This is a genomic window from Mongoliitalea lutea (assembly GCF_014652135.1).
GTDB classification, from domain to species: Bacteria; Bacteroidota; Bacteroidia; order Cytophagales; family Cyclobacteriaceae; genus Mongoliitalea; species Mongoliitalea lutea.
In genome coordinates, this window is record NZ_BMYF01000008.1 from 1 (window position 1) to 20,716 (window position 20,716).

General features: G+C 38.4%; 17 protein-coding genes and 1 tRNA gene. 3 read left to right on the forward strand and 15 right to left on the reverse strand.

The genetic code is table 11. The features are described from left to right. Positions 1-321: 321 nt before the first annotated feature. Positions 322-398: transfer RNA gene (locus tag IE080_RS07660), tRNA-Arg, on the reverse strand. Between the two features lie 310 nt (positions 399-708). Here IE080_RS07660 and IE080_RS07665 point away from each other — a divergent pair. Continuing rightward, positions 709-1,461 (forward strand): porin family protein, encoded by a 753-nt coding sequence (locus IE080_RS07665; protein WP_189580222.1) that lies wholly within the window; start codon positions 709-711, stop codon positions 1,459-1,461. Positions 1,462-1,555: 94 nt separating this feature from the next. On the opposite strand, the gene IE080_RS07670 is transcribed toward IE080_RS07665, so the two are convergent. Continuing rightward, positions 1,556-2,173 carry a PA-phosphatase gene (locus IE080_RS07670; protein ID WP_189580225.1) on the reverse strand — a complete coding sequence of 206 codons (618 nt, stop codon included), beginning with the start codon at positions 2,171-2,173 and terminating at the stop codon, positions 1,556-1,558. 1 nt (position 2,174) lies between these two features. Then, positions 2,175-3,632 carry an RNA polymerase factor sigma-54 gene (rpoN, locus tag IE080_RS07675; RefSeq protein ID WP_189580228.1) on the reverse strand — a complete coding sequence of 486 codons (1,458 nt, stop codon included), beginning with the start codon at positions 3,630-3,632 and terminating at the stop codon, positions 2,175-2,177. 177 nt (positions 3,633-3,809) lie between these two features. Between rpoN and asnS the strand changes: the two genes are divergently transcribed. Next, the gene (gene asnS, locus IE080_RS07680; protein WP_189580231.1) at positions 3,810-5,261 is read left to right on the forward strand and encodes an asparagine--tRNA ligase; all 1,452 of its coding nucleotides are present in this window, start codon (positions 3,810-3,812) and stop codon (positions 5,259-5,261) included. Between the two features lie 706 nt (positions 5,262-5,967). On the opposite strand, the gene IE080_RS19435 is transcribed toward asnS, so the two are convergent. From IE080_RS19435 to IE080_RS07735, 12 genes are all read right to left on the reverse strand, one after another. Beyond that, on the reverse strand, positions 5,968-6,663 hold the full coding sequence (locus tag IE080_RS19435; RefSeq protein WP_229800551.1) for a hypothetical protein: 696 nt from the start codon (positions 6,661-6,663) through the stop codon (positions 5,968-5,970). A gap of 204 nt (positions 6,664-6,867) precedes the next feature. After that, complete coding sequence (locus IE080_RS19440; protein ID WP_229800552.1) at positions 6,868-7,329, reverse strand: transposase; 462 nt, start codon at positions 7,327-7,329, stop codon at positions 6,868-6,870. Positions 7,330-7,486: 157 nt separating this feature from the next. After that, positions 7,487-8,161, reverse strand: coding sequence for a hypothetical protein (locus tag IE080_RS07690; RefSeq protein WP_189580234.1), 675 nt, complete (start codon positions 8,159-8,161; stop codon positions 7,487-7,489). A 9-nt stretch (positions 8,162-8,170) separates the two neighbouring features. Beyond that, positions 8,171-9,499: a hypothetical protein gene (locus IE080_RS07695; RefSeq protein ID WP_189580237.1), complete on the reverse strand. Its 1,329-nt coding sequence runs from the start codon at positions 9,497-9,499 to the stop codon at positions 8,171-8,173. Between the two features lie 547 nt (positions 9,500-10,046). Further along, positions 10,047-11,240, reverse strand: coding sequence for an MFS transporter (locus tag IE080_RS07700; RefSeq protein ID WP_189580240.1), 1,194 nt, complete (start codon positions 11,238-11,240; stop codon positions 10,047-10,049). 48 nt (positions 11,241-11,288) lie between these two features. After that, positions 11,289-12,752, reverse strand: a complete 1,464-nt coding sequence (locus IE080_RS07705; RefSeq protein WP_189580243.1) for an NAD(P)H-hydrate dehydratase — start codon at positions 12,750-12,752, stop codon at positions 11,289-11,291. Then, positions 12,745-14,073 (reverse strand): MFS transporter, encoded by a 1,329-nt coding sequence (locus IE080_RS07710; RefSeq protein ID WP_189580245.1) that lies wholly within the window; start codon positions 14,071-14,073, stop codon positions 12,745-12,747. Before IE080_RS07710 ends, IE080_RS07705 begins: the two co-directional genes overlap by 8 nt. A 60-nt stretch (positions 14,074-14,133) precedes the next feature. Then, on the reverse strand, positions 14,134-14,595 hold the full coding sequence (locus IE080_RS07715; RefSeq protein ID WP_189580248.1) for an ExbD/TolR family protein: 462 nt from the start codon (positions 14,593-14,595) through the stop codon (positions 14,134-14,136). A 1-nt stretch (position 14,596) separates the two neighbouring features. Beyond that, complete coding sequence (locus tag IE080_RS07720; RefSeq protein ID WP_189580251.1) at positions 14,597-15,238, reverse strand: ExbD/TolR family protein; 642 nt, start codon at positions 15,236-15,238, stop codon at positions 14,597-14,599. Continuing rightward, positions 15,238-15,567, reverse strand: a complete 330-nt coding sequence (locus tag IE080_RS07725) for a hypothetical protein (protein ID WP_189580254.1) — start codon at positions 15,565-15,567, stop codon at positions 15,238-15,240. The genes IE080_RS07720 and IE080_RS07725 overlap by 1 nt, the downstream gene beginning before the upstream one ends. Positions 15,568-15,626: 59 nt before the next feature. Beyond that, positions 15,627-16,436: a MotA/TolQ/ExbB proton channel family protein gene (locus IE080_RS07730; protein WP_189580257.1), complete on the reverse strand. Its 810-nt coding sequence runs from the start codon at positions 16,434-16,436 to the stop codon at positions 15,627-15,629. Positions 16,437-16,700: 264 nt separating this feature from the next. Then, positions 16,701-16,949 (reverse strand): hypothetical protein, encoded by a 249-nt coding sequence (locus IE080_RS07735; protein WP_189580259.1) that lies wholly within the window; start codon positions 16,947-16,949, stop codon positions 16,701-16,703. A 766-nt stretch (positions 16,950-17,715) separates the two neighbouring features. Between IE080_RS07735 and IE080_RS07740 the strand changes: the two genes are divergently transcribed. Then, positions 17,716-20,709: a SusC/RagA family TonB-linked outer membrane protein gene (locus IE080_RS07740; protein ID WP_229800553.1), complete on the forward strand. Its 2,994-nt coding sequence runs from the start codon at positions 17,716-17,718 to the stop codon at positions 20,707-20,709. The last annotated feature ends 7 nt before the right edge of the window (positions 20,710-20,716 follow it).

The following is a 20,716-nucleotide window of genomic DNA, read 5'->3' on the forward strand; positions in this document are numbered from 1 at the left end:
TATCCCATCAATAACGATGGTTCGAAAGCAGTCTTTACCGCCTTATCTCTTTCTTAAATTTTCACTGTTTTCCCGAACAGGATTGCAAAGGTAAGAAGAATATTTGATTAATCAAGAGTAGTGAATGAATTTTTGTCAACTTTTATTCAAACCCCTGAAAACCTGTGATTTTATTTTCGAACTTCGTTTGTTATCAAAACGACCTTCATATACAGTCTCAATCAGATAAACATTTAGCGTATATCGAGAGGGCTGCCATTTATATTCAACTTTGCAGTCAATATTCAGTAAGAAGAAAAAACCCTGACATTTCAGGGCTTTTGGTGACCTCGTCAGGATTCAAACCTGAAACCTCCTGAGCCGTAATCAGGTGCTCTATTCAGTTGAGCTACGAGGCCAATTGGGACTGCAAAAGTAATGATGGTTTTTATATTTCCAAAAATAATTTCACATGATTTTTCTCAACAGGAAAAAGAATGAATGGCACACTTAAGAATAATTAAGATAAAAGAAACCGAAGTAACGAGATGTTTTTCTAATTTAGGCCCCGAATTAGAATATAACTTTCATTTTATCAGAATTGTCAGGATTATTCATTTCACCAAACAACATTGATTTTCGCATAAACAACGTTTACTCAAGGAGTCCCTAACCTGGTCTTCCAACATCAGCAAGACACTTGAGGATATTAAAAACCAATTAAAACCAATGAAAAAATTACTCTTATTAGTACTTACAATAGGAACCATTTTTACTGCTTACGCACAAGAAGAAGAAATCAAAGAAAGAGCTAGAACCCCCATTGGAGGAAGACCTGATATCAAAGGCGATCTATTCGTAGAGGTAGGATTAAATGTGCTCAACAACCGTCCGTCTGATTTGAATACCCGCATCATGCGTTCACGCACATTCAATGCATATTATCAATTACCTTTCAATGTCTTTGGAGAAGGTTCTGGCTTTACCTTTAACCCAGGTTTTGGTGTAGGTGTAGATAAATTAAATTTCACCAATGGGAGAAATTTATTTAATAACCCGGAAATAGGTCCGAATTCTAGCAGATTAATAGCAGTCAGTTCCATTTACGGAGAGGATATCACTTTACAGAGCAATAATTTAACAGTATCTTATTTTGATGTCCCTCTAGAATTACGTTATCATTTCAATAAGCGTAATTATAATAAGAGTTTTAAAATAGCTATTGGTGCTAAGGTAGGTTATGCATTGAAAGCGCAGACCAAAATTCGTTTCACAGATGCCGATGATCTTACACGCCAAGTGAAGGACAGACAGCCTTTCGGGATTAATCCATTCAGGTATGGAATTTATACACGCATAGGTTCTGGTGGCTTTAATGCTTGGGCACACTATGCTTTGAGTCCTTTGTTTGAAACAGACCGGGGACCTTTCCGTACAGAGGCTACACAATTTAATTTTGGTATTTCGGTAGCTTTATTCTAAGCGGCGTTTATTAAATAAAATCTTATCCTTTAAGTTCAGTCCAATGAAAGACCTTTATCGACAGGTTGATCATTGGACTGATTTTTTTGCCCTATCAAATCAAATAGTAAAGCGGAAAGAAATTGATTACAAAACCCAAGGCAAAACCTGCCATAATTTGGGCAGGAGTATGGGCATTGAGATACAATCTGCTTGTAGCAACAAGCCCATTTAAAATTATTGCTCCAATCAGGTAATAAACCAAGCCTAATTGGGGTGCCTTCATAGCAAAAGCTGCAATCACTCCCATCAGACCCGAAATGGCCACCATATGGGCACTGATTTTCCAGAAGTAGGTGATTGTCGTCAGCAACACCAAGGCTATCGTGATAATCGAAAGCAAAAACACTAAAGGAGGTGCAGCCTGTAGCTTTAAATGAAAAAAATACGTTGCCATCATATACAAAACGGATACAGATACGAAAGGAAAGAATCGATCTTCCTTTTCCGGTAACTGAAAGGAGGGAATTAGTTTGGACCAGCGCATGGCCAATAAAATCAATAAAGGAATGACAAAAGTAGTAGCAGCCACCGCCAGTATCATTTGATTAAAATCATACACTGGTAGCTTTAGCCAATAAGAAGCCTTCGTAGCAACAAACAGAACAATCAAGGTCGGAATGACCAACGGTTGCAGTACGTAGGAAATAAAAATCGCCCCTTTTTTTGCCAACTTATAACTCCTTCCTTAATCTTGCTACAGGTATTTGCAATTGCTCTCGATACTTAGCAACTGTCCTGCGGGCAATATTATAGCCTTTATCGTTCAATAGTTTTACAAGTTTATCATCCGATAGCGGCTTACGCTTATCTTCTTGATCCACCATTTCTTGCAACACGCTTTTCACCTCTTTGTTTGAAACATCCTCACCTGAGTCTGTAGCAATTCCCTCTGAGAAGAAATACTTGAGCGGATAAATCCCAAATTCTGTTTGGATAGATTTGCTGTTGGCTACCCTTGATACTGTAGAAATATCCATTTCGATCTTCTCCGCAATATCTTTAAGGATCATCGGCTTCAATTTGGTCTCATCGCCCTCTAAGAAAAATTCGGCCTGATAATCTAAAATCGCCTGCATGGTACGCAACAGAGTTTGCTGCCGTTGTTTGATGGCATCAATAAACCACTTGGCAGAATCCAATTTTTGCTTAACAAAACTTACGGTCTCCTTCAGCTTTTTATCTTTCTTGTCGCTCTTTTCATAAGCATCAAACATCTCAGAATACGATCGGCTCACGCGCAACTCAGGGGCATTGCGGGAATTCAGGGAAATCTCCAATTTACCGTCAATATTGGTCAGGATAAAATCTGGGATAATGTATTGAGTTTTGACAAGTCCATCGGAGACACCTCCTGGCTTTGGATTCAATCTAGTAATCATACCAACAGCGTCTTTCAGCAGCTCATCATCTAAATCCAGCCTTTTTTGTATTTTATCGTAATGCTTTTTGGTAAACTCCTCAAAGTTATCCGCCACAATTTTAATAGCTGTCTGCACAACAATATCTTCGGGGTGTTCTTTCCTTTCCAATTGAATAAGCAAACACTCCTGTAAGTTACGTGCCGCAATTCCCGCAGGATCGAAGGATTGTATTTTCCTTAAAATCTCTTCAACTTCATCTATATCCGACTCAATATTTTGCCCAAAAGCCAAATCATTGATAATGGCTTCTAAGTCTCTACGGATATATCCATCATTTTCTATACTCCCTATCAACTGAAGCCCAATGAGTTTCTCACGCTCATTCAACTTGAGAAAACCCAATTGAGTCACTAGCTGCTCTTGCAAGGACACGCCACTGGAAAGTGGAATATCCCGATCTTCTTCATCAGGGGAGTAATTGCCATCACCTTGCATTTTGTACCCCCCATAATCATCTCCTAAGTAATCATCCAAATTGATGTCCTTATCCTGTTGCCCTTCGTATGAGTCATCATAATCATCCGAAAAATCTTCCTCTTCTGACTTAGACTCTTCTTCCCTACCCTCTTCCAAAGCCGGATTGATTTCCAATTCTTCCTCTACCCTTGCTTCCAATTCGGCAGTTGGCACCTGCAACAATTTGATAAATTGAATCTGCTGCGGAGAGAGCTTTTGGGAAAGTATCTGACTTAAATGTAATTTCTGCATAGTTGTTACTCGAAGAATTTGGCGCAAGTCCTGATAGGTTTATCCACCTGCGAGAATCCAAATTTAGGAAATAAGAAGTATTTTTTGATAAAAAGCGTATTATATCGTTTTTTTGCATTCCTTACAAAGGCATGGCCTTTGCTAAGCAATCAATTTAAGCTTTTAAAAACCAAGAATATGGCGTTCAACAAACGAGTGAAAATACAGGAACTCTTTACGCAAGATTATGTGGGTAAGGAGATTGTACTGATGGGTTGGGTACGGACCAAAAGAAGCAATAAGAATGTTTCCTTCATTGCGCTCAACGATGGTTCTACAATCAAAAACTACCAAATCGTAGCAGATCCTAACCAAATCGATGAAGAACTCCTTAAAAAAGCGACTACCGGAGCTTGTCTTAAAATCAAAGGAACAGTTGTAGCTTCCCAAGGCGCAGGGCAGTCCACCGAATTGGTAGCATCTCATATAGAGGTATTAGGTGAGGCAGATGCTGAAAAATATCCGCTGCAACCTAAGAAGCATTCCTTGGAGTTTTTGAGAGAAATTGCGCACTTGCGTATGCGCACGAATACCTTTGGTGCCGTTTTCCGCGTGAGACACGCCTTGGCATTTGCGGTGCATAAGTATTTCAATGATAAAGGCTTCTTCTACATTCACACACCAATCATTACTGCCTCTGATGCAGAAGGTGCTGGTGAGACATTTAAAGTGACCACTTTGGATTTGAAAAATCCTCCATTAACTGAGGATGGATCGATCAACTATAAGGAAGATTTCTTCGAGCGTGAAACCAACCTAACGGTATCCGGGCAGTTGGAAGGAGAGTTGGCTGCTATGGGATTGGGCGAAATCTATACCTTTGGACCAACCTTCCGTGCAGAAAACTCCAATACCGCCCGCCACTTAGCGGAGTTTTGGATGATTGAGCCAGAAATGGCATTTTATGATGCAGAAGATAACCAAAATTTGGCGGAAGACTTCCTAAAATATGTCATCAACTACGCCTTGGAAAACTGTCAGGATGATTTGGAATTCTTGGATAAAAGGGCAGCTGAAGAAGAAACGTCCAAAAAAGCCGATCAACGAAGTGAATTAGGACTCTTGGAGCGCTTGAAATTTGTGGTCAATAATGACTTTGAGCGTCTGACCTATACTGAGGCTATAGACATTCTAAAAAACTCCAATCACAATAAGAAAAAGAAATTCCAATACTTAGTTGAGTCTTGGGGAGTGGACCTGCAATCTGAGCATGAGCGCTATTTAGTAGAGAAGCATTTCAAAAAGCCTGTTATCTTAACCGACTATCCTAAAGAAATCAAGGCATTTTACATGCGTCAAAATGATGATGGGAAAACAGTTGCTGCTATGGACATCTTGTTCCCCGGTATCGGAGAAATCGTCGGTGGTTCACAGCGTGAAGAGCGCTTAGAAAAATTGACCCAACGCATGGAAGAAATGCATATCCCTACCGAAGAAATGTGGTGGTACTTGGATACCCGTAGATTTGGAGCAACTCCTCATGCAGGCTTTGGATTAGGTTTTGAGCGCTTGGTGCAGTTTGTGACAGGTATGGGCAATATCCGTGATGTGATTGCCTTCCCAAGAACTCCCGGACACGCGGAGTTTTAAACTGATACCTGACTTAACACGTATAATCATAATATGCCCCCAATGAGAGTGAATCTTTTTGGGGGCATCTTAGTTTAAGGGTAGGGAGACTAGTTCTACTTTAAACCTGTTCCTTCATCAGCTATGCTGAATAGGTTCAAAATAAATCAGATTACCACTCATAATTTCTCTTAAACAAATCAAGTCTTATTTGGTAACTTCCAGGGAAATTTACCAACACCATGAAAATGGCAATAATTAGGCTTGCTTTAAAGAAGTTTTTTACCGTTCCCCTAACCACTTTCGTGTTTATTTTAAGAAGTTTTTTTCCTTGATCATTAGTATCAAAGTAGTAAATTGAAACCAATGGAAATGATCATTACTAGAAAATTTAGTCGACATAAATCGTAATTAAAGAAAATTTACAAACCCATTCCCATGTACCCCATTCGTTTTTCTTAAGGTAAAAAACCGACTCTTCAAAAGGGCTTTCCATGTAAATTAAAGCTTTATTCTCATATATAAATGGGGCCTCTTGGAAAATTCCTTCGGAATTAGGGAGTAGAGCTTAAACTAAGCTCTACTTTCTTTTTTTGGAGACTTTGGACATTAATTTACGGTCAATTTGAGTGCGGAAAATTACAATTTAGTCTTCGGTTTTGGATGCGTCAGCCCAAGATTTGCAGTATGGACACACTGCTCCCATGAAGTTCTTTTTTGGTGATTTTTACGCTGATTGTTGTAGGGGTGGGCTTTCCTTTGCTGCCCTTCTTTTTGCAATCAGAACTGCATTTGCTGACATAATCCCAAAAAATATCATCAGCTTTTCTCTTTTCTCCCCTTTCACCTTGATTTTGCCTAGCCCATAATGGTTTTTGTTTGTTCCAAAAACACCTTCCATTACAGTAGCTCTCTGTCTGGAGATCTCAGAGCTTAGTACTTTTTCGGCTTTGCTTAATTGTTTGGGGCCTTTTTTTGGAAAACAGGTGAATATCTTCTGTTGAGTGCAGAATACACGGTTTTTATTTGTCGCATATATCCTGTCCGCTCCAAGCTGCCTGGCAGGACCGAAAAATCTTTTATGCTTTGCTACTGACAGCTTCAGTCTCGTACATTCATTGAATGCATTAAAATCCAGTTTATCAATAAAAGCAAGACCATCGACCTGTAAGATATGGGCTTTGGCACCAAACTCTACAGGCTTATTCTCCTTCCCTCTCACTATTGGTCGAAGATATGGTTTATGAAGTGACACAATCCTATCCTTGAGTTTGGAAGGAGGATTGTCCAATAGGAACTCCTGTTGCTGACACACCTTTTTTATCACGCCAAACCTTGAAAAGTCTTTCAGGTCAAGGCCTGCTCCTTTGTTTTTGTCCAAAACCTCCTGAAGCTGTTCTATGCCTTTGTTGAGAAGATACACCAATGCTTTTCTTCTTCTGAGTGTTTCCTTAAAACTGTTTTTCCTTTTCTGGAATAAGTCGTTTGGGCAAGTTTCTGCTCCCTGAATTTGGATCTTGGCCTTTTGATACCTAGCTCTGAACAGATCCTGAATAGCTGATGCTCAAAAACCCATTCACAGCACTCCCAAAGAAGCTTTACATCAGTTGGAAAGCGTATGTACGATTCATAGCAGGTGGCATCCCTGCCTGCGGCAGGCAGGCATAAGAAGTACATGGCTGTTATTGATATCATGTTTCCAGTGCAGAATAAGGATCTCCTGAAGCTTCTCCCATTCACAATGGGTTTCAATGTAAGCCCTTATACGGGTCATAATGGTCATGTCTTTAATCTGCTCATTTTCTGCTAATACCTTCCCACAAAAATACTGGAGAGACCAGTCAGTATTGAAGCGTTCCAGAAGATGCCGGTCACTTACATTCAGATATGCTTTTAAAAACATAAGTGCAAACATACCCTTGGAGCCAAACCAACTTGGAGCACCTCTTCCCGAAAGTTCTCTTGGGAGACATGAAACAAGTTCATCCCAAGGGATACTGTCATGAACCTGACCTAACAATGAATTCTTGAAAAAGTGATATTTTGGAGAGTATCCGTCGAAATCTTTGAAAAGAGGGAGCTGTGCCATATCTTGCATTGTATTTTATTCTGCAACCTTAAACTACAAAAAAGAAAACCCCAAAAAAAGCTCAAAACAGCTGATTTCGGGGTTTTTGTGTTATGTTTTTGTTAATTATTTAATTGACTTTCAGTCAATTAAGAATTAAGCAAGAAGCCCTATTTTTTTATAAAATTGAAAAGAAGTAAGCCTTCAATGGAACTCCATTAACAAATGTAAGGTCAAATCTACCAGTAATCTGAGGTTGGCCTTCGGTTTCAGCAAGTGACCATAAGAATACATAATCTATAGTCTTCACCGAATCTCTTTCGGCAATATGCATAGTTTCCTGAACTCCATAGAGATTTCTAAACATATAAGCCCCTGGAAATAACTCTTTAAAAGAATTTAAATCTAAACCCTGTAAGGAAACAGTATCGAGGTCTACAGCTATTTTTTGAATATCTTCAACCTGTATGGAGATTGCTCCACTTTGTTGTTTGATAAAAAACAAGGATTTATCCTCATTAGTATAATTAGGGTTGTTACTATTTCTTCTATTTTCGGAAAGATTCAATTTTTCAATAATGTCATCACTTTTCATCTCTAGGAGATTAAAGCCGTTAATTTTGATCAATTGTTGTTCAATCCCTTCTACCACATCCTCTATAACTAGGTCTGTACCAATCCAAGCAGGAGGATAATCAGCATCTATCCCATACTTATATGCCAGTCTAGGATTATTCAAGCCAATTGAATTATCAAAATCAATCTCAAGAGGAATAATATCGCTTTGCTTTCTCTCAATCCCCCTGCAAGAAGATAGAAGCGAAGCAAAAAGAAAGAGAAATAAATATCTCATAAACTCAAATTACATTTTAAATAGTGAATCAAACCAAGACTCTAATTCTTTAGGTAAATAAATCTCTAGAGCTGTCCTTCCAGGGAAATTAACATCATAAAAATAAATATTAATTTGGTTTTTATCCTCTATATATTTCCTGTCATAACCTCTTTTAACATTGATGTAATTAAACCCGTCTTGATTACCAAAAACATACCCGATATAGTAAGTTTGATTATTAATTTTTAATGCAGCAGTTTGACTTTCATACCAACCCCCAGAAGGTTTATAAGGACCAGGAGGGGCTATTCGAGGCACATTAGTCATAATTTGATTAATTTTAAAATTTAACTCTTTATCAGTGTTAAATTTTAAATGATTCAGAATGTGTAATAATTTTTCAGAATTATTTAAATCTTTGTAATCCTTTACAATAGGATCGGATACCCATTGAAGCTGTGTTAAAGTGGCTAAGACTTCAAGAAAATAGTCTAAACTTTCCCAATAATTTTCTGGTGATGGAATGCAATCAGATGCAAAATTATTAGTATGGTCACAGACTCCGTTAGAGGTACCGGATCCACCTCCCGTTGAGCCAAAAGCTCCAGATCCTGTCCCGCCACCTCCTGAACCTCCGCCACTCGGACCTGATGGGTTGGGATGGGTTGGCCAATTTGCGCCTCCACTACCACCCGATAAGTCTATCGGATTATGACAGCTTATCACAAAAGTTGACTGAGTAGATGCTACTCCACCGCCACTTCCGTAGTATGGATAATCAATCCAGCTTCCTGTACATGTCATTAACATATTTTCAGTGGCCATCCGCTTGCTAGGGTCTTCTGTCTTGTATTCAAGTGTTTTCACAATCAACCCGTCCTCAACTTCAAAGCTTTTTAAATGCACCTCAGAAAAAGTAAACAGATCAATACGTCCCGACCAATCAGAAGGAATCACATGGTAAGTCATTCCATCAGACTTTTTTCCATAACTAAAATACCTAGCAACCCATATCGAATAGCCAATTTCTGAATTGGTGTGTTCGACAAATAAAAGTGCCTCTTCTACAAGTTCCGAACTAGAACTCCCATATTTTTCAAAAAAATCAACTGGAACTATACCGCTTAGATCCTTAATATTCACCTCAAATACCTTACGGCCATCAGGAAAAAAATATTCAGAAAAATTTGACCAGTCAGGTTCTTTGTCAAAAAATGGCAAAATCAAATCTTTACTAAATTCTCTGTACGATGGGTTGGTTTTATAAACTTCCAATACATCTTTATTCGTTTCAAACCATCCTTTTACTTTGGCTATTTCATTAATCTCTACAATGCTTTCAGGTGCTAGTTGCACAGCATCATCAATACACGAACCTAATAAGAAAGTAATAAGAAAATATAATGATAAACACGAGGGTTACAAGTAAGTAAATACTTGACAAAAACCTGATATTAACTTCTTCGGTCCACAAATTAGACTTCTAATTCGAGAGACATCACCTTGTGTGTGTGTGTGTGTGTGTGTAAAGCGCTTTTCCATATTACAATAGTTTAAATAAATATGTACTAAACTTAGTTATTTGAAAGTTAAAAATCAAATCATTAAGCTTTTTTAATCTTAACCCTAAATTGCGAATTTCGAAGTTAAGGTAAATAACTATGCAATCGGTTTATGAACAATAACAGATAAAGCTACCACAACCGAATAAAAATAAATCCAAGGACATTCAAAAAATAAAAACACCTACCTATCGCATCACTTCTTTGTCAGTGAAAGAGGATTGAATTTGTTTCCCATGCATCCCGATAATCCTGAATTTAATGAAAACGAACTAACAATTCACACTTTCGATTTTAGCAGTCTCCTCAAAAATTAAGCGAATAAAATATCTTTGAAAAATCTATTCCCCATCCACCACTTTAATCCTACGAATCAATGGCAGGCAAAGCAAACTCAGGATGATGGCGATGTAGCCAACTTTTTCAAAATTCACTAACTCCCCATTAACACCTTCTGCTAGTATCAATCCTGCCAAGAAAGAGGCTGCACCTGCTGCCAATTGCTGTACAGCAGAATTGAAACTTAAGAAACTCCCTCTATTTTCTGGTCGGGCAGTTCCTGTAATCAAAGCAGCTGCGGGTACCATTCGTCCATTACTGGTAATGAAAAAGAAAGTGGAAACCAATAACACATAAGGAATCGGAGTAACTCCCAAATGGGTAATGACCCCAATCGGAATCACATTCAATGTCATAAAAACGGTAAACACCTCAACTTTCCCATAGCGGTCTGTTAATTTACCTACCCAAGGAGAGGTGAAAATCGTCAATAACCCTCCAAATATGTAGATATACGTCAGTTCCATATCAGTAAAACCCACATTGGCCACCATGTAAGGACTAAGAAAGGGGATAATGGTAAACTGCCCCAACATCATCATGATGGTCAAGGTAATTGCCCGCATTTGATTGGCATTCCCTGTGACCCGCTGTACTACCTGAAGAGGACTTGGCTTAGCTTTACCTGTTTGGAGATGCTCCGTAATATGTGGAATAAAACGGTAAATCAACCCTAAGATAACCACTGCTAAGCCCGCCAAAAAGAAAAAAGGTGCATGCCAATTGGTCAAACTGGCGATGAATAATCCAAAAGGCACCCCAAAAACAGATGCAACCGAAAAGGCAGCCATTACCAAGCCCATGGCTCTACCTCTACGTTCATCAGGAACTACATCCCCTATAATCGCCAAAATCAATGCAGAGGTCAATCCACCAAATAATCCAGAAACAATCCTAGATATCAATAAAATTGGATAATTGGGAGACAAAGCACAAGCCAGCGTACCGAGTAAAAATCCCAAAAATACCCAAAGCAAAATTTTTCTCCGGTCGTATTTATCCAAGAAAAATGCTCCCAGAAAACTACTCAAACCAGCACTGAAGGTATAAGAGGATACTAATAGGCCGAAGGCACTGGGACTGATGTCAAATATGCGCATCAATTGAGGCCCGAGGGGCATCAAAATCATAAAATCTACGATATGCGTAAAATTGATGGCTGCAAGCGTCCAAAGAATCGCTTTTTCCTGTTTCATACATTAATTGGCTGCTTGAACAACTCTAGCTTGTTCACAAAAGTTCTATCAATCGATATCCAATTCAATAAAGGTCTGTGGAATACTCCGAATGATATCCGAAGCTATCAATCCTCTGTTTTTTGACTTAGCTGCAATATCACCTGCTAGGCCATGATGAAAGACTCCCACTAGGGCTGCCTGAACAGGCGCGTACCCTTGACCCAAAAAAGAGGTAATTATACCCGTCAGCACATCTCCTGAGCCTGCGGTAGCCATGTATTTGTTACCTGTGGTATTGAAATACTGATTGCCGTCCGGGGTTGAAATACAGGTATAAGCACCTTTGAGTACAACAATGATCTGATAAGTCGTAGCCAATTCCAAGGCTTTTTTTAGACGTATTGAATGGTTATCACAAGAGCCAACCAATCGCTCAAACTCTTTTAAGTGCGGTGTTAGAATAGAATTTGCTGGGATCTCATGAAGTAGTTTGGGGTACTTTGCCATCAGATTGATAGCATCCGCATCCAATACCATAGGGAAAGCGTATTTTTGGAAGAGTTGGGAAAGTTCCTCTGGATGCAAGGTAGTTCCCCAGCCAGGTCCAACTCCAATCGCATCCAAATCCTCCACTAACTCGGTACTATACATAATCTCCGGAAAAGCCACTTGACATGTCAGACGCTCATCCGCTGGTATATTCGCATAGACTAAACCAGAACCTGCCCTTAATGCTGCCTGTGATGCCAATAATATCGCTCCAACTTTCCCTTTGCTACCCCCTATCAGCATTACTTTACCCATGTCACCCTTATGGATAAAGTCATTTTTTTTAAGGTGGAGCGCTGGAATATCTCCTTGCTCTAGCAAGAACTTTGATCCCTCCAATTGATTTTGGAAATCTACAGATATCCCAATATCAACAAAATTTAGTCTACCTACATATGCTGCATGGTCCGGAAAAAGCAACGAAAGCTTAGGGAATTGAAATGAAACAGTAAAGTCCGCTCGAACCGCTTCTCCTGCAACGACCGTATCAGCTGGCAATCCCGTGGGAATATCTACTGCAATTTTTATAGCTGAAATTTCATTGATCCGCCGAACAATTTCCAGTAATCTCCCTTCTAATGGATAGCTAAGACCAACTCCCAATAAGGCATCAATCACAATAGCACCCACAGGGATTTTCCAATCAAAAGAATCAGATGAAACCACTTGCAGTGAGTCAGGTAACCTTTCACTATTTAACTGATTATCAATGGAAGAATCTTCCTTAGAAGCAGTAGCAATGAGCGTTACAGAAAAACCTATGGTATGCAGTAACCGTGCAATGGCCATCCCATCTCCACCATTATTTCCCTTACCAGCAAAAATAAATACGGGTCGATTTCGCAGGTCAGATTGCTCCATCAACCAATCTACAAAAGCACAAGCAGCTTCTTCCATCAACTCCAAGGAAGAAATACCTTTCGCTTGGATAAATCGTTGATCCAAGGTTTTTATTTGAGAACCTGCTAAAATCTTACGCATGTGGAGGCAGATTAGGAGTAGTAGTTGTCTGCTTAGGAATACGGATTGTCAAGAGAAACCCTAAACCAACCAAGAAAAATAACCCTAAAGCCAAGGAAGAGTTTCGCATACTACCGGAAAGTTGCTCGATAATACCATAAGAAAAGGTACCAAATACAATTGCTAACTTTTCAGTAACATCAAAAAAGCTAAAATAGGATGCATGTAAGGTAGTAGTAGCTGGAATGAGCTTACTGTAAGTTGCCCTAGAGAGAGACTGTATCCCCCCCATGACAGAACCGACCACAAAAGCCAATGAATAAAATTGATACTCATTTTCTACATAATAAGCACCTCCACAAACTAGCATCCAAATCATGACCATAGTGATCAAAGAAACCTTATTCCCATACAACTTGGATAGGTAAGCGAAGAAGTAACTACCCCCTATCGCTACAATCTGAATAATCAAAATGGTTAAAATCAATTTATCTCCTGCCATTCCCAACTCCTTATCACCAAATGAAGCCGCCAAAAAGATGACTGTTTGCACACCCATGCTATAAAAGAAAAAGGCAGCAAGGAATCGCTTTGTAACGACAGTCGCACGAATGGCTTGAAAGATTACACGAATCTCATGATAGCCTATCCAAAACAATTCTTTAGGAATTTTTTTCTTATAAGGATTATCAGGAAGGTAATTGAACGTAATTTGAGAGAAGCCAGCCCACCAAATACCGGTAATCAAAAAGGACCATTTCGATGCTTGAGCAGCATTTTCCAATCCAAAAAGTTCCGGCATCTGAATCATGACAAGATTAAGAACTAATAAGATTACTGAACCAATATACCCCAATGAAAAGCCCTTAGCACTTAAGAAATCGTATTCATGTTCATCGGCAATTTCAGGTAAATACGCATTATAAAATACTAAACTGCCAGCATGACCGATACTTGCGATTACAGCACATAAAATACCGTACTCCAAGTTAGGGCCATCAAAAAAGAATAAGCCCATACAGGCCAAAGAGCCCATGTAGGCAAAAAACTTCATGAAGAATAATTTTTTCCCACTTGCATCCGCGACACCAGAGAGCAAAGGGGAAATAAAAGCTATTACTAAGAAAGAAAAAGAAATGGAATAGGAATACAAGACGGTATTCTCCACTGTAAGCCCGAAGAATTTAACTTTATAATCCCCAGATTCTGATGTGGTGACAGAATTAAAATAAACAGGAAATATGGTAGAGGTGATTACCAAACTGTACACAGAGTTTGCCCAATCATACATGGACCAAGCAAAGTGAACTCTCTTTTTTTCTTTAGATTTGACTACTGCCATGGGTATAAATTAAAAAAGCTACTCCCAAAGGAGTAGCTTTACTAACTGTAAGAAGTTTGATTAATTTTCAATTCGACCTGTGGACGCATACAAGAGTTTTCTTGCATCAGCCTCACGCAATTCGAATTGGATATCAGAGATAGGTCCCATTTTCACTTCTTTATCAACTTTCATTGATACAGTGATTTGATCTCTTTCTGCTTCTGATAATTTATCTTTTTCTTGATTGACCCACAAAAGAATATCTTTTGTACCGATCAAAACATCATTCGCTTGAATTCTTGGCTCTGTACCGTACAACGCAGTGTTCTTTGGTTTACCAACATAGAGATAAGAAATCAACGTCTTTTTCTCTAGTTTTTGTAACTGCGTCATCTGAGGAAGCTTTTGCTCAACGAGAATGTCAGACTCTCTCAATACTGTTGTCACCATGAAGAAGAACAACAACATGAAGATAATATCCGGCAATGCAGAGGTAGGAATACTTTGGGATGTGTTGGTTTTTTTCTTAAACTTTGACATATCAATTTCCTCCTATTTTATCTGGTTCAGCAATTGAAATCGCCATAGGAATACCTTCCTTACCACGATCCATTAATTCTTTCTCAGCAGGTGTTTTACCAGTCAAGGTTCTATACTGCTCAGCAGACAAACCTACTCTTTCACCATAGATTTCGAAATACGCTTTCTTCACTTGGTCAAAAACATCCAAATACACTTCGTAGCTAGTACCACGGTTTGTTTTGATGGAAACTACCGCACCACCTGACATTGGATGATCTGAAGAAGATGATTCTCTTTTAGCTCTATTTCTCAGGGACTGAGGCAAGCTATTGAACAATGCTAGCGCTTCTTCATCAGGATTACCGAAGTTGAGAAGAAAATCCTTCACATCTTCCGAGAGACCAGCTGTATTTTCTCTGTATTCACCTTCGACCAATAGTTGGTCGTTAGCATTTACAAGGATATTGAAGATGTTTCTCTCATTCAATTTAATTTCCGGTGGTGGCACGTTAGGATCCTGCTTTGGAGGCAAGATGTTTAAGATACCTTTATCGGAAGCAATTGTAGTAGTAACCAAGAAGAAGATAAGCAATAGGAACGCGATGTCAGCCATAGAGCCGGCATTCACTTCCTGTGACATTCTACCTTTTTTCCTAGCCATTATTTTATTGCTTTATTAATTTCAGTAATCACAATACCGATGATAGCGATGATAAACAACGCATACGTCGTCAATAATGTACCTCCCACGAATTTGGACATTCCAGGAGTTAAGTTGAATGGGTCTGCAGCATATTTGGCAGCTACTTCATCCCCAGACATCGAGTAAGCGATGAAGAAAATCACCAAAAGGGCAACGACTCCTACGCCTGTTTTCAAGAGACTACCTGGATTATCAAGGGATTTGATCAGTGGAAGAACCACTGCAAATATCACCCCTGCAATCACTAGGATGTCTGCAACATATAAGAAAATATCTATACTATCCATAGTTGAATTTTTTATAAAGTTAACAATAATTTTAGTTTGACCAAATTGCCAACTATAAATTATTTAGTTAATTTATGTCTCACAAGGATATCTACCAAGGAGATGGAAGCATCTTCCATGTCATTTACTAGAGAGTCAATTTTAGCTACGCAGTAGTTGTAGAACAACTGAAGGATAATCGCAACGATCAAACCAGCTACAGTTGTCAAAAGGGCGATTTTAATACCACCCGCTACTAGGGAAGGAGAGATATCACCAGCTGCCTCGATAGCATCGAAGGCACCAATCATACCGATTACTGTACCCATGAAACCAAGCATTGGAGCTAGAGAGATGAATAGGGAGATCCAAACCAATCCTTTTTCCAAACGACCCATTTCAACGGAACCGTAAGCGATGATTGATTTTTCTACCATTTCGATACCTTCTGAGTATCTCATCAAACCTTGAGTAAAGATAGAGGCAACTGGACCTTTGGTGTTTTTAGTAACGTCCTTAGCAGCTTCTACACCACCTTGTTCCAAAGCTTCTTCTACTTTAGCTAACAATTTTTTGGTGTTTGTAGTAGAAAGGTTCAATGTAATGATTCTTTCCAATGCAATGGCAAGACCTAAAATCAAACAGATCAATACCGGAGACATGAAAGTTGGATCACCTTCAATGAACTTTTCTTTAATGATTTGGTGGAAGCCTTTCTCCTCGTCAAGGATTTCGTCATCTACCACAGTTGGAGCCACAGGCTCAGGGGTAGTAGACTCTTCCACAACTTCAGTAGTTTCTTCTGCAGCTTCTTCTGCATCTTGAGCTTTAGTAATTACCGGAGAGAACAAGAATCCGGCAAGCATGAACAAAGCGATGAACTTTTTCATAATGATGAATTTAAATAGGATTTAAATAAAGGTTAAACGGTTTCTAACTTAATTGTTGAGATTTTAAAGTTATGATTTTTTCGATTCAAAATGCAAAGGAAATATTTATAATTTTTTTCGAACCAATCAAAAAACACTCCTGTTTCTTTGAGTTTGCAAACTAAACATTGTCTATTTCAATCGTTTGTGCAATTACATAAGTGGGAATTGTTTTGTATCAAAGGACATCATATCCCATGAAATAAAAAAATAAAAATATTGGCTTTAAGTCTTGGAAACAGATTTTTTTATGACAGCGATCTCTTTTTCCAAAGCTTCTATCTTCTCTCCTAGCTTGGATGTTTCGGAGGCATCCTTCAAAATTGATAACCCGATATTGACCAACCGGTCTTCCAAAATCTCCCAATTAGGCTTAATAAACTTTTGATATTTTTTGTACAGCTTTAAATTCCAATATAAGGAGATTAACAAAGTAAAGGCTAATATGAGAATTATTATAATCGAAGTGTTCATATAGTATTATGTGATTATCCATATCAATTGGTCATTGGTCAATGACCTTTGAAACTATTGCCTGTGACTGCAAGGTATCTTTACACTGTACAACGTTGACATTGGTCGATTATTCTCAATAGTACCTAGGTTATTTAGCTATGGTATAATTGCAAATAATGATATAGAAAAAAATACGTATAGGTTTAATAAGTGCAGTTTTTCAAAATAGAGGTTATTTGATTAAAATTTATGGTAAATGTCTTAAATAACTGACTTTTTTTTAACCGCAATGTAGGAAAAAGCATAAAAATCAATATCGTTATAACATACTCATCAAAAATTAATTTTTTTAATAAAATAAGACCAATAACAGTGTCAATTTAATCATTTTTTTATGCTTCCTAAGCGAAATTTTTATCGAAAACATGCATTCGGTCACTTAACCTAAATCAATATGATTTAGTAAATTTATTAAGTTTCAAGCCAGTTATTCGGTTAACATGAATATCCCGATAAAATTAAAAGACTATCAAAAGGCAAAATTAATAGTATAAGTATGTACTCACTCCTAAAATAACATTGAAACAGTTTCATGATTATACCCACTTAAATTTTCTTGTATATGTTTCACCGCTAATAATAGTAATGGAAAAAAACCAAAAATAATACCTATTAAATAACTATTAAAATAAACCTCAAACCCAAAAACTCTATGTCAAAATCAATGTACCCAAAACAACTAATCAAATGGAGCAAAAGCTTATATCTTATAAGCTTATTTACCATGTGTATACTCCTAATTTCTCAACAAACCAGAGCCCAAAGCGGATCTATTCAAGTATCCGGCACAGTTACAGGTTCAGATACGGGTGAATCACTTCCAGGAGTAAATATTTTAATTAAAGGCACAACTAGTGGTACAGCTACAGACTTGGATGGAAATTTTACATTAAATGTCCCATCTTCAGAAGCTGTTTTGATCTTTTCATTCATTGGATATTCAAGCATTGAGAGGAAAGTTGGAAATACGACTACCTTTACTATCACGTTGTCTCCAGATCAATCATCACTATCGGAAGTAATTGTAGTAGGTTATGGCACCCAAGAAAGAGCAACAGTAACTAGTGCCATTTCATCTGTTTCCTCAGAACAGATACGTCAATTACCTGTACCTAACGTTGCTTCTGCTATACAGGGACGTGCAGCAGGTGTATCGGTAACAAATTCAGGTGCACCGGGAACCAATCCAATAGTTAGGGTAAGGGGTATCGGAACAGTCGGAAATAACGATCCTTTATATGTAATTGATGGTGTACCTGCAGGAGGGTTAAATGAAATCAATACTGCCGATATTGAATCTGTAGAAGTATTAAAAGATGCATCTGCCGCTGCTATTTATGGATCTAGAGCAGCGAATGGTGTTATTCTCATTACCACAAAAAAAGGAAAAACAGGTAAACCAAAAGTAAGTGTAGATTCCTATGTAGGCACGCAAAGTGCTTGGAGAAAACTGGACTTACTTGGTAGAGAAGATTATCTAGCTTTTGGTAGAGAGCTACTGGCTAATGCGGGTGATCCTGCACCAGCACGATTCGACAATCTTGGAGAATTGGCAAATGTCGAGACAGACTGGCAAGGAGAGATGTTCAGACCCGCTACCATCCAAGACCATAATATAGGAATCTCAGGTGGCTCGGAGTCTGTCAACTATTACTTCTCAGTTGGCTATTTTGGCCAAGAAGGTATCATGAGAGGCACTGATTTTGAACGTTTCTCTTTTAGAAGTAATACTGAATTTAAAGTCAATAAAAGAGTTACTGTTGGACAGACTTTAACAGTCGCTTATTCAAGTAGAAATAATGAGCCGTTTACCAGTGGAAGAACTCAATTGGAGCACATGGTTAAATCCGTTCCGTATATACCTGTGAGGGATCCAAGTAGACTGGGAGGCTTCAGGTCTCCAGATAGAATTGATGGGTCAGATCCTGAAAACCCTGTCTTGAATGCAGAGTTATTGACTAATAGAACACAGGAATACAAGATATTAGGAACTGCTTATTTAAATGTTGAAATTCTTGAAGGTTTGAATTACAAATTTCTAGTAGGTACTGATCTTGCTTTAGGAACTACAAATGAGTTTTCACCAAGATTTCGATCAGGTGACTTTCATGAACAGCCTTTTGCAAATATTGGACAAAGTAGATTCACCTTCTTCTCTCCTTTGATTTCCAATCAACTATCTTATTCGAAATCCATAGGAAAGCACAATTTTGATGCCTTAGGAGTGATTGAACAACAAACATTTCTAAGTACAAATCTCGGTGGATCTGGACAAAACTTCTTGACCAACGAAATTCGAGAACTACAAGGTGTTCAAAACCAGACCATCAATAGCTCTAAGTTTGAATATGCTTTGATCTCATATTTAGGTAGGATAAATTACAATTTTGATCAAAAATACTTGTTTAGCGCATCCATCAGACGTGATGGTGGTTCAAGGTTTGGCCCAAATAGCAAATGGGGAACTTTCCCATCCATTTCTGCTGGCTGGAGAGTCAGTGAAGAATCATTCATGAAAAATATTTCTAGTATTAGTGATCTTAAACTACGAGCAAGTTATGGTGAAACTGGAAATGATCAAATAGGAAATTATGTTTATCAAGCCACAATAAACAGTAACTTTTTCTATCCATTTGGCGGCTCTTTGAATGCAGGAAGCACTATATCAGCCTTGGCAAACCCTGATCTTCGCTGGGAAACTACTATTATGAAAAATATAGGGTTTGACTTAGGTTTATTCAATGACAGATTAAATGTTTCCTTTGAATGGTTTGACAATACGACCGAAGGAATGATCCTAGGTGTGCCAATACCTCCATCATTGGGATATGATGGCGCTCCCGTTTCGAATGTAGGCACTGTAATGAACAGAGGTATAGAGCTCGAATTAGGTTATCGGAAATACACAGGGGATTTCCAGTTTTCAATTGACGGAAATATAGGCTTTGTTAGAAATGAGCTTCTTTCTTTAGGAACAGGTAATACAATCTTCGGTCCAGAATTCCAAGGTGACCCATTAACATTTACCGAAGCAGGCAGGCCAATTGCTTACTTCTTTGGTTGGCAAACAGATGGAATTTTCCAGATTGGAGATGAAACGAGTCAGCAACTAAACGCTTCTGCTGGCGATATTCGGTTTGTAGATATTAACGAAGATGGTATTATCGATGCTAATGACAGAACCTTCTTAGGGCATTACCTTCCTGATTTTACATATGGGTTGAATCTCTCCGCCAACTACAAAAATTTTGATTTTTCCTTGTTTGCGCAAGGGGTCCATGGAAATCAAATATTTAATTTGTTAAGGTTCCATACGGAGGGTATGACGAGATTATTTAATGCGAGCACAGTAGTACTCGATAGATGGACTCCCACAAATACGGTTACTGATGTACCAAGAGCCGTTAATGGTGACCCAAATAGAAATGCAAGGGCTAGTTCACGATGGATAGAAGATGGCTCATTTATGAGAATTAAGAATGTTAGTATCGGCTACAATGTTCCCGAATCTTACCTCAAAAATATTAGCAAGGGGTCAATCTCACGTGTGAGAGTTTACGTATCAGCGCAAAATCTACTTACATTCACCAATTATACAGGTTTTGATCCTGAGATTGGTGCAAGAACAGATTTGAATTCCACCTTAGGTCAGGGTATTGACTTTGGGCAATTCCCGGCACCAAGAACATTTATAGGAGGTTTACAACTTTCTTTCTAAACCAACA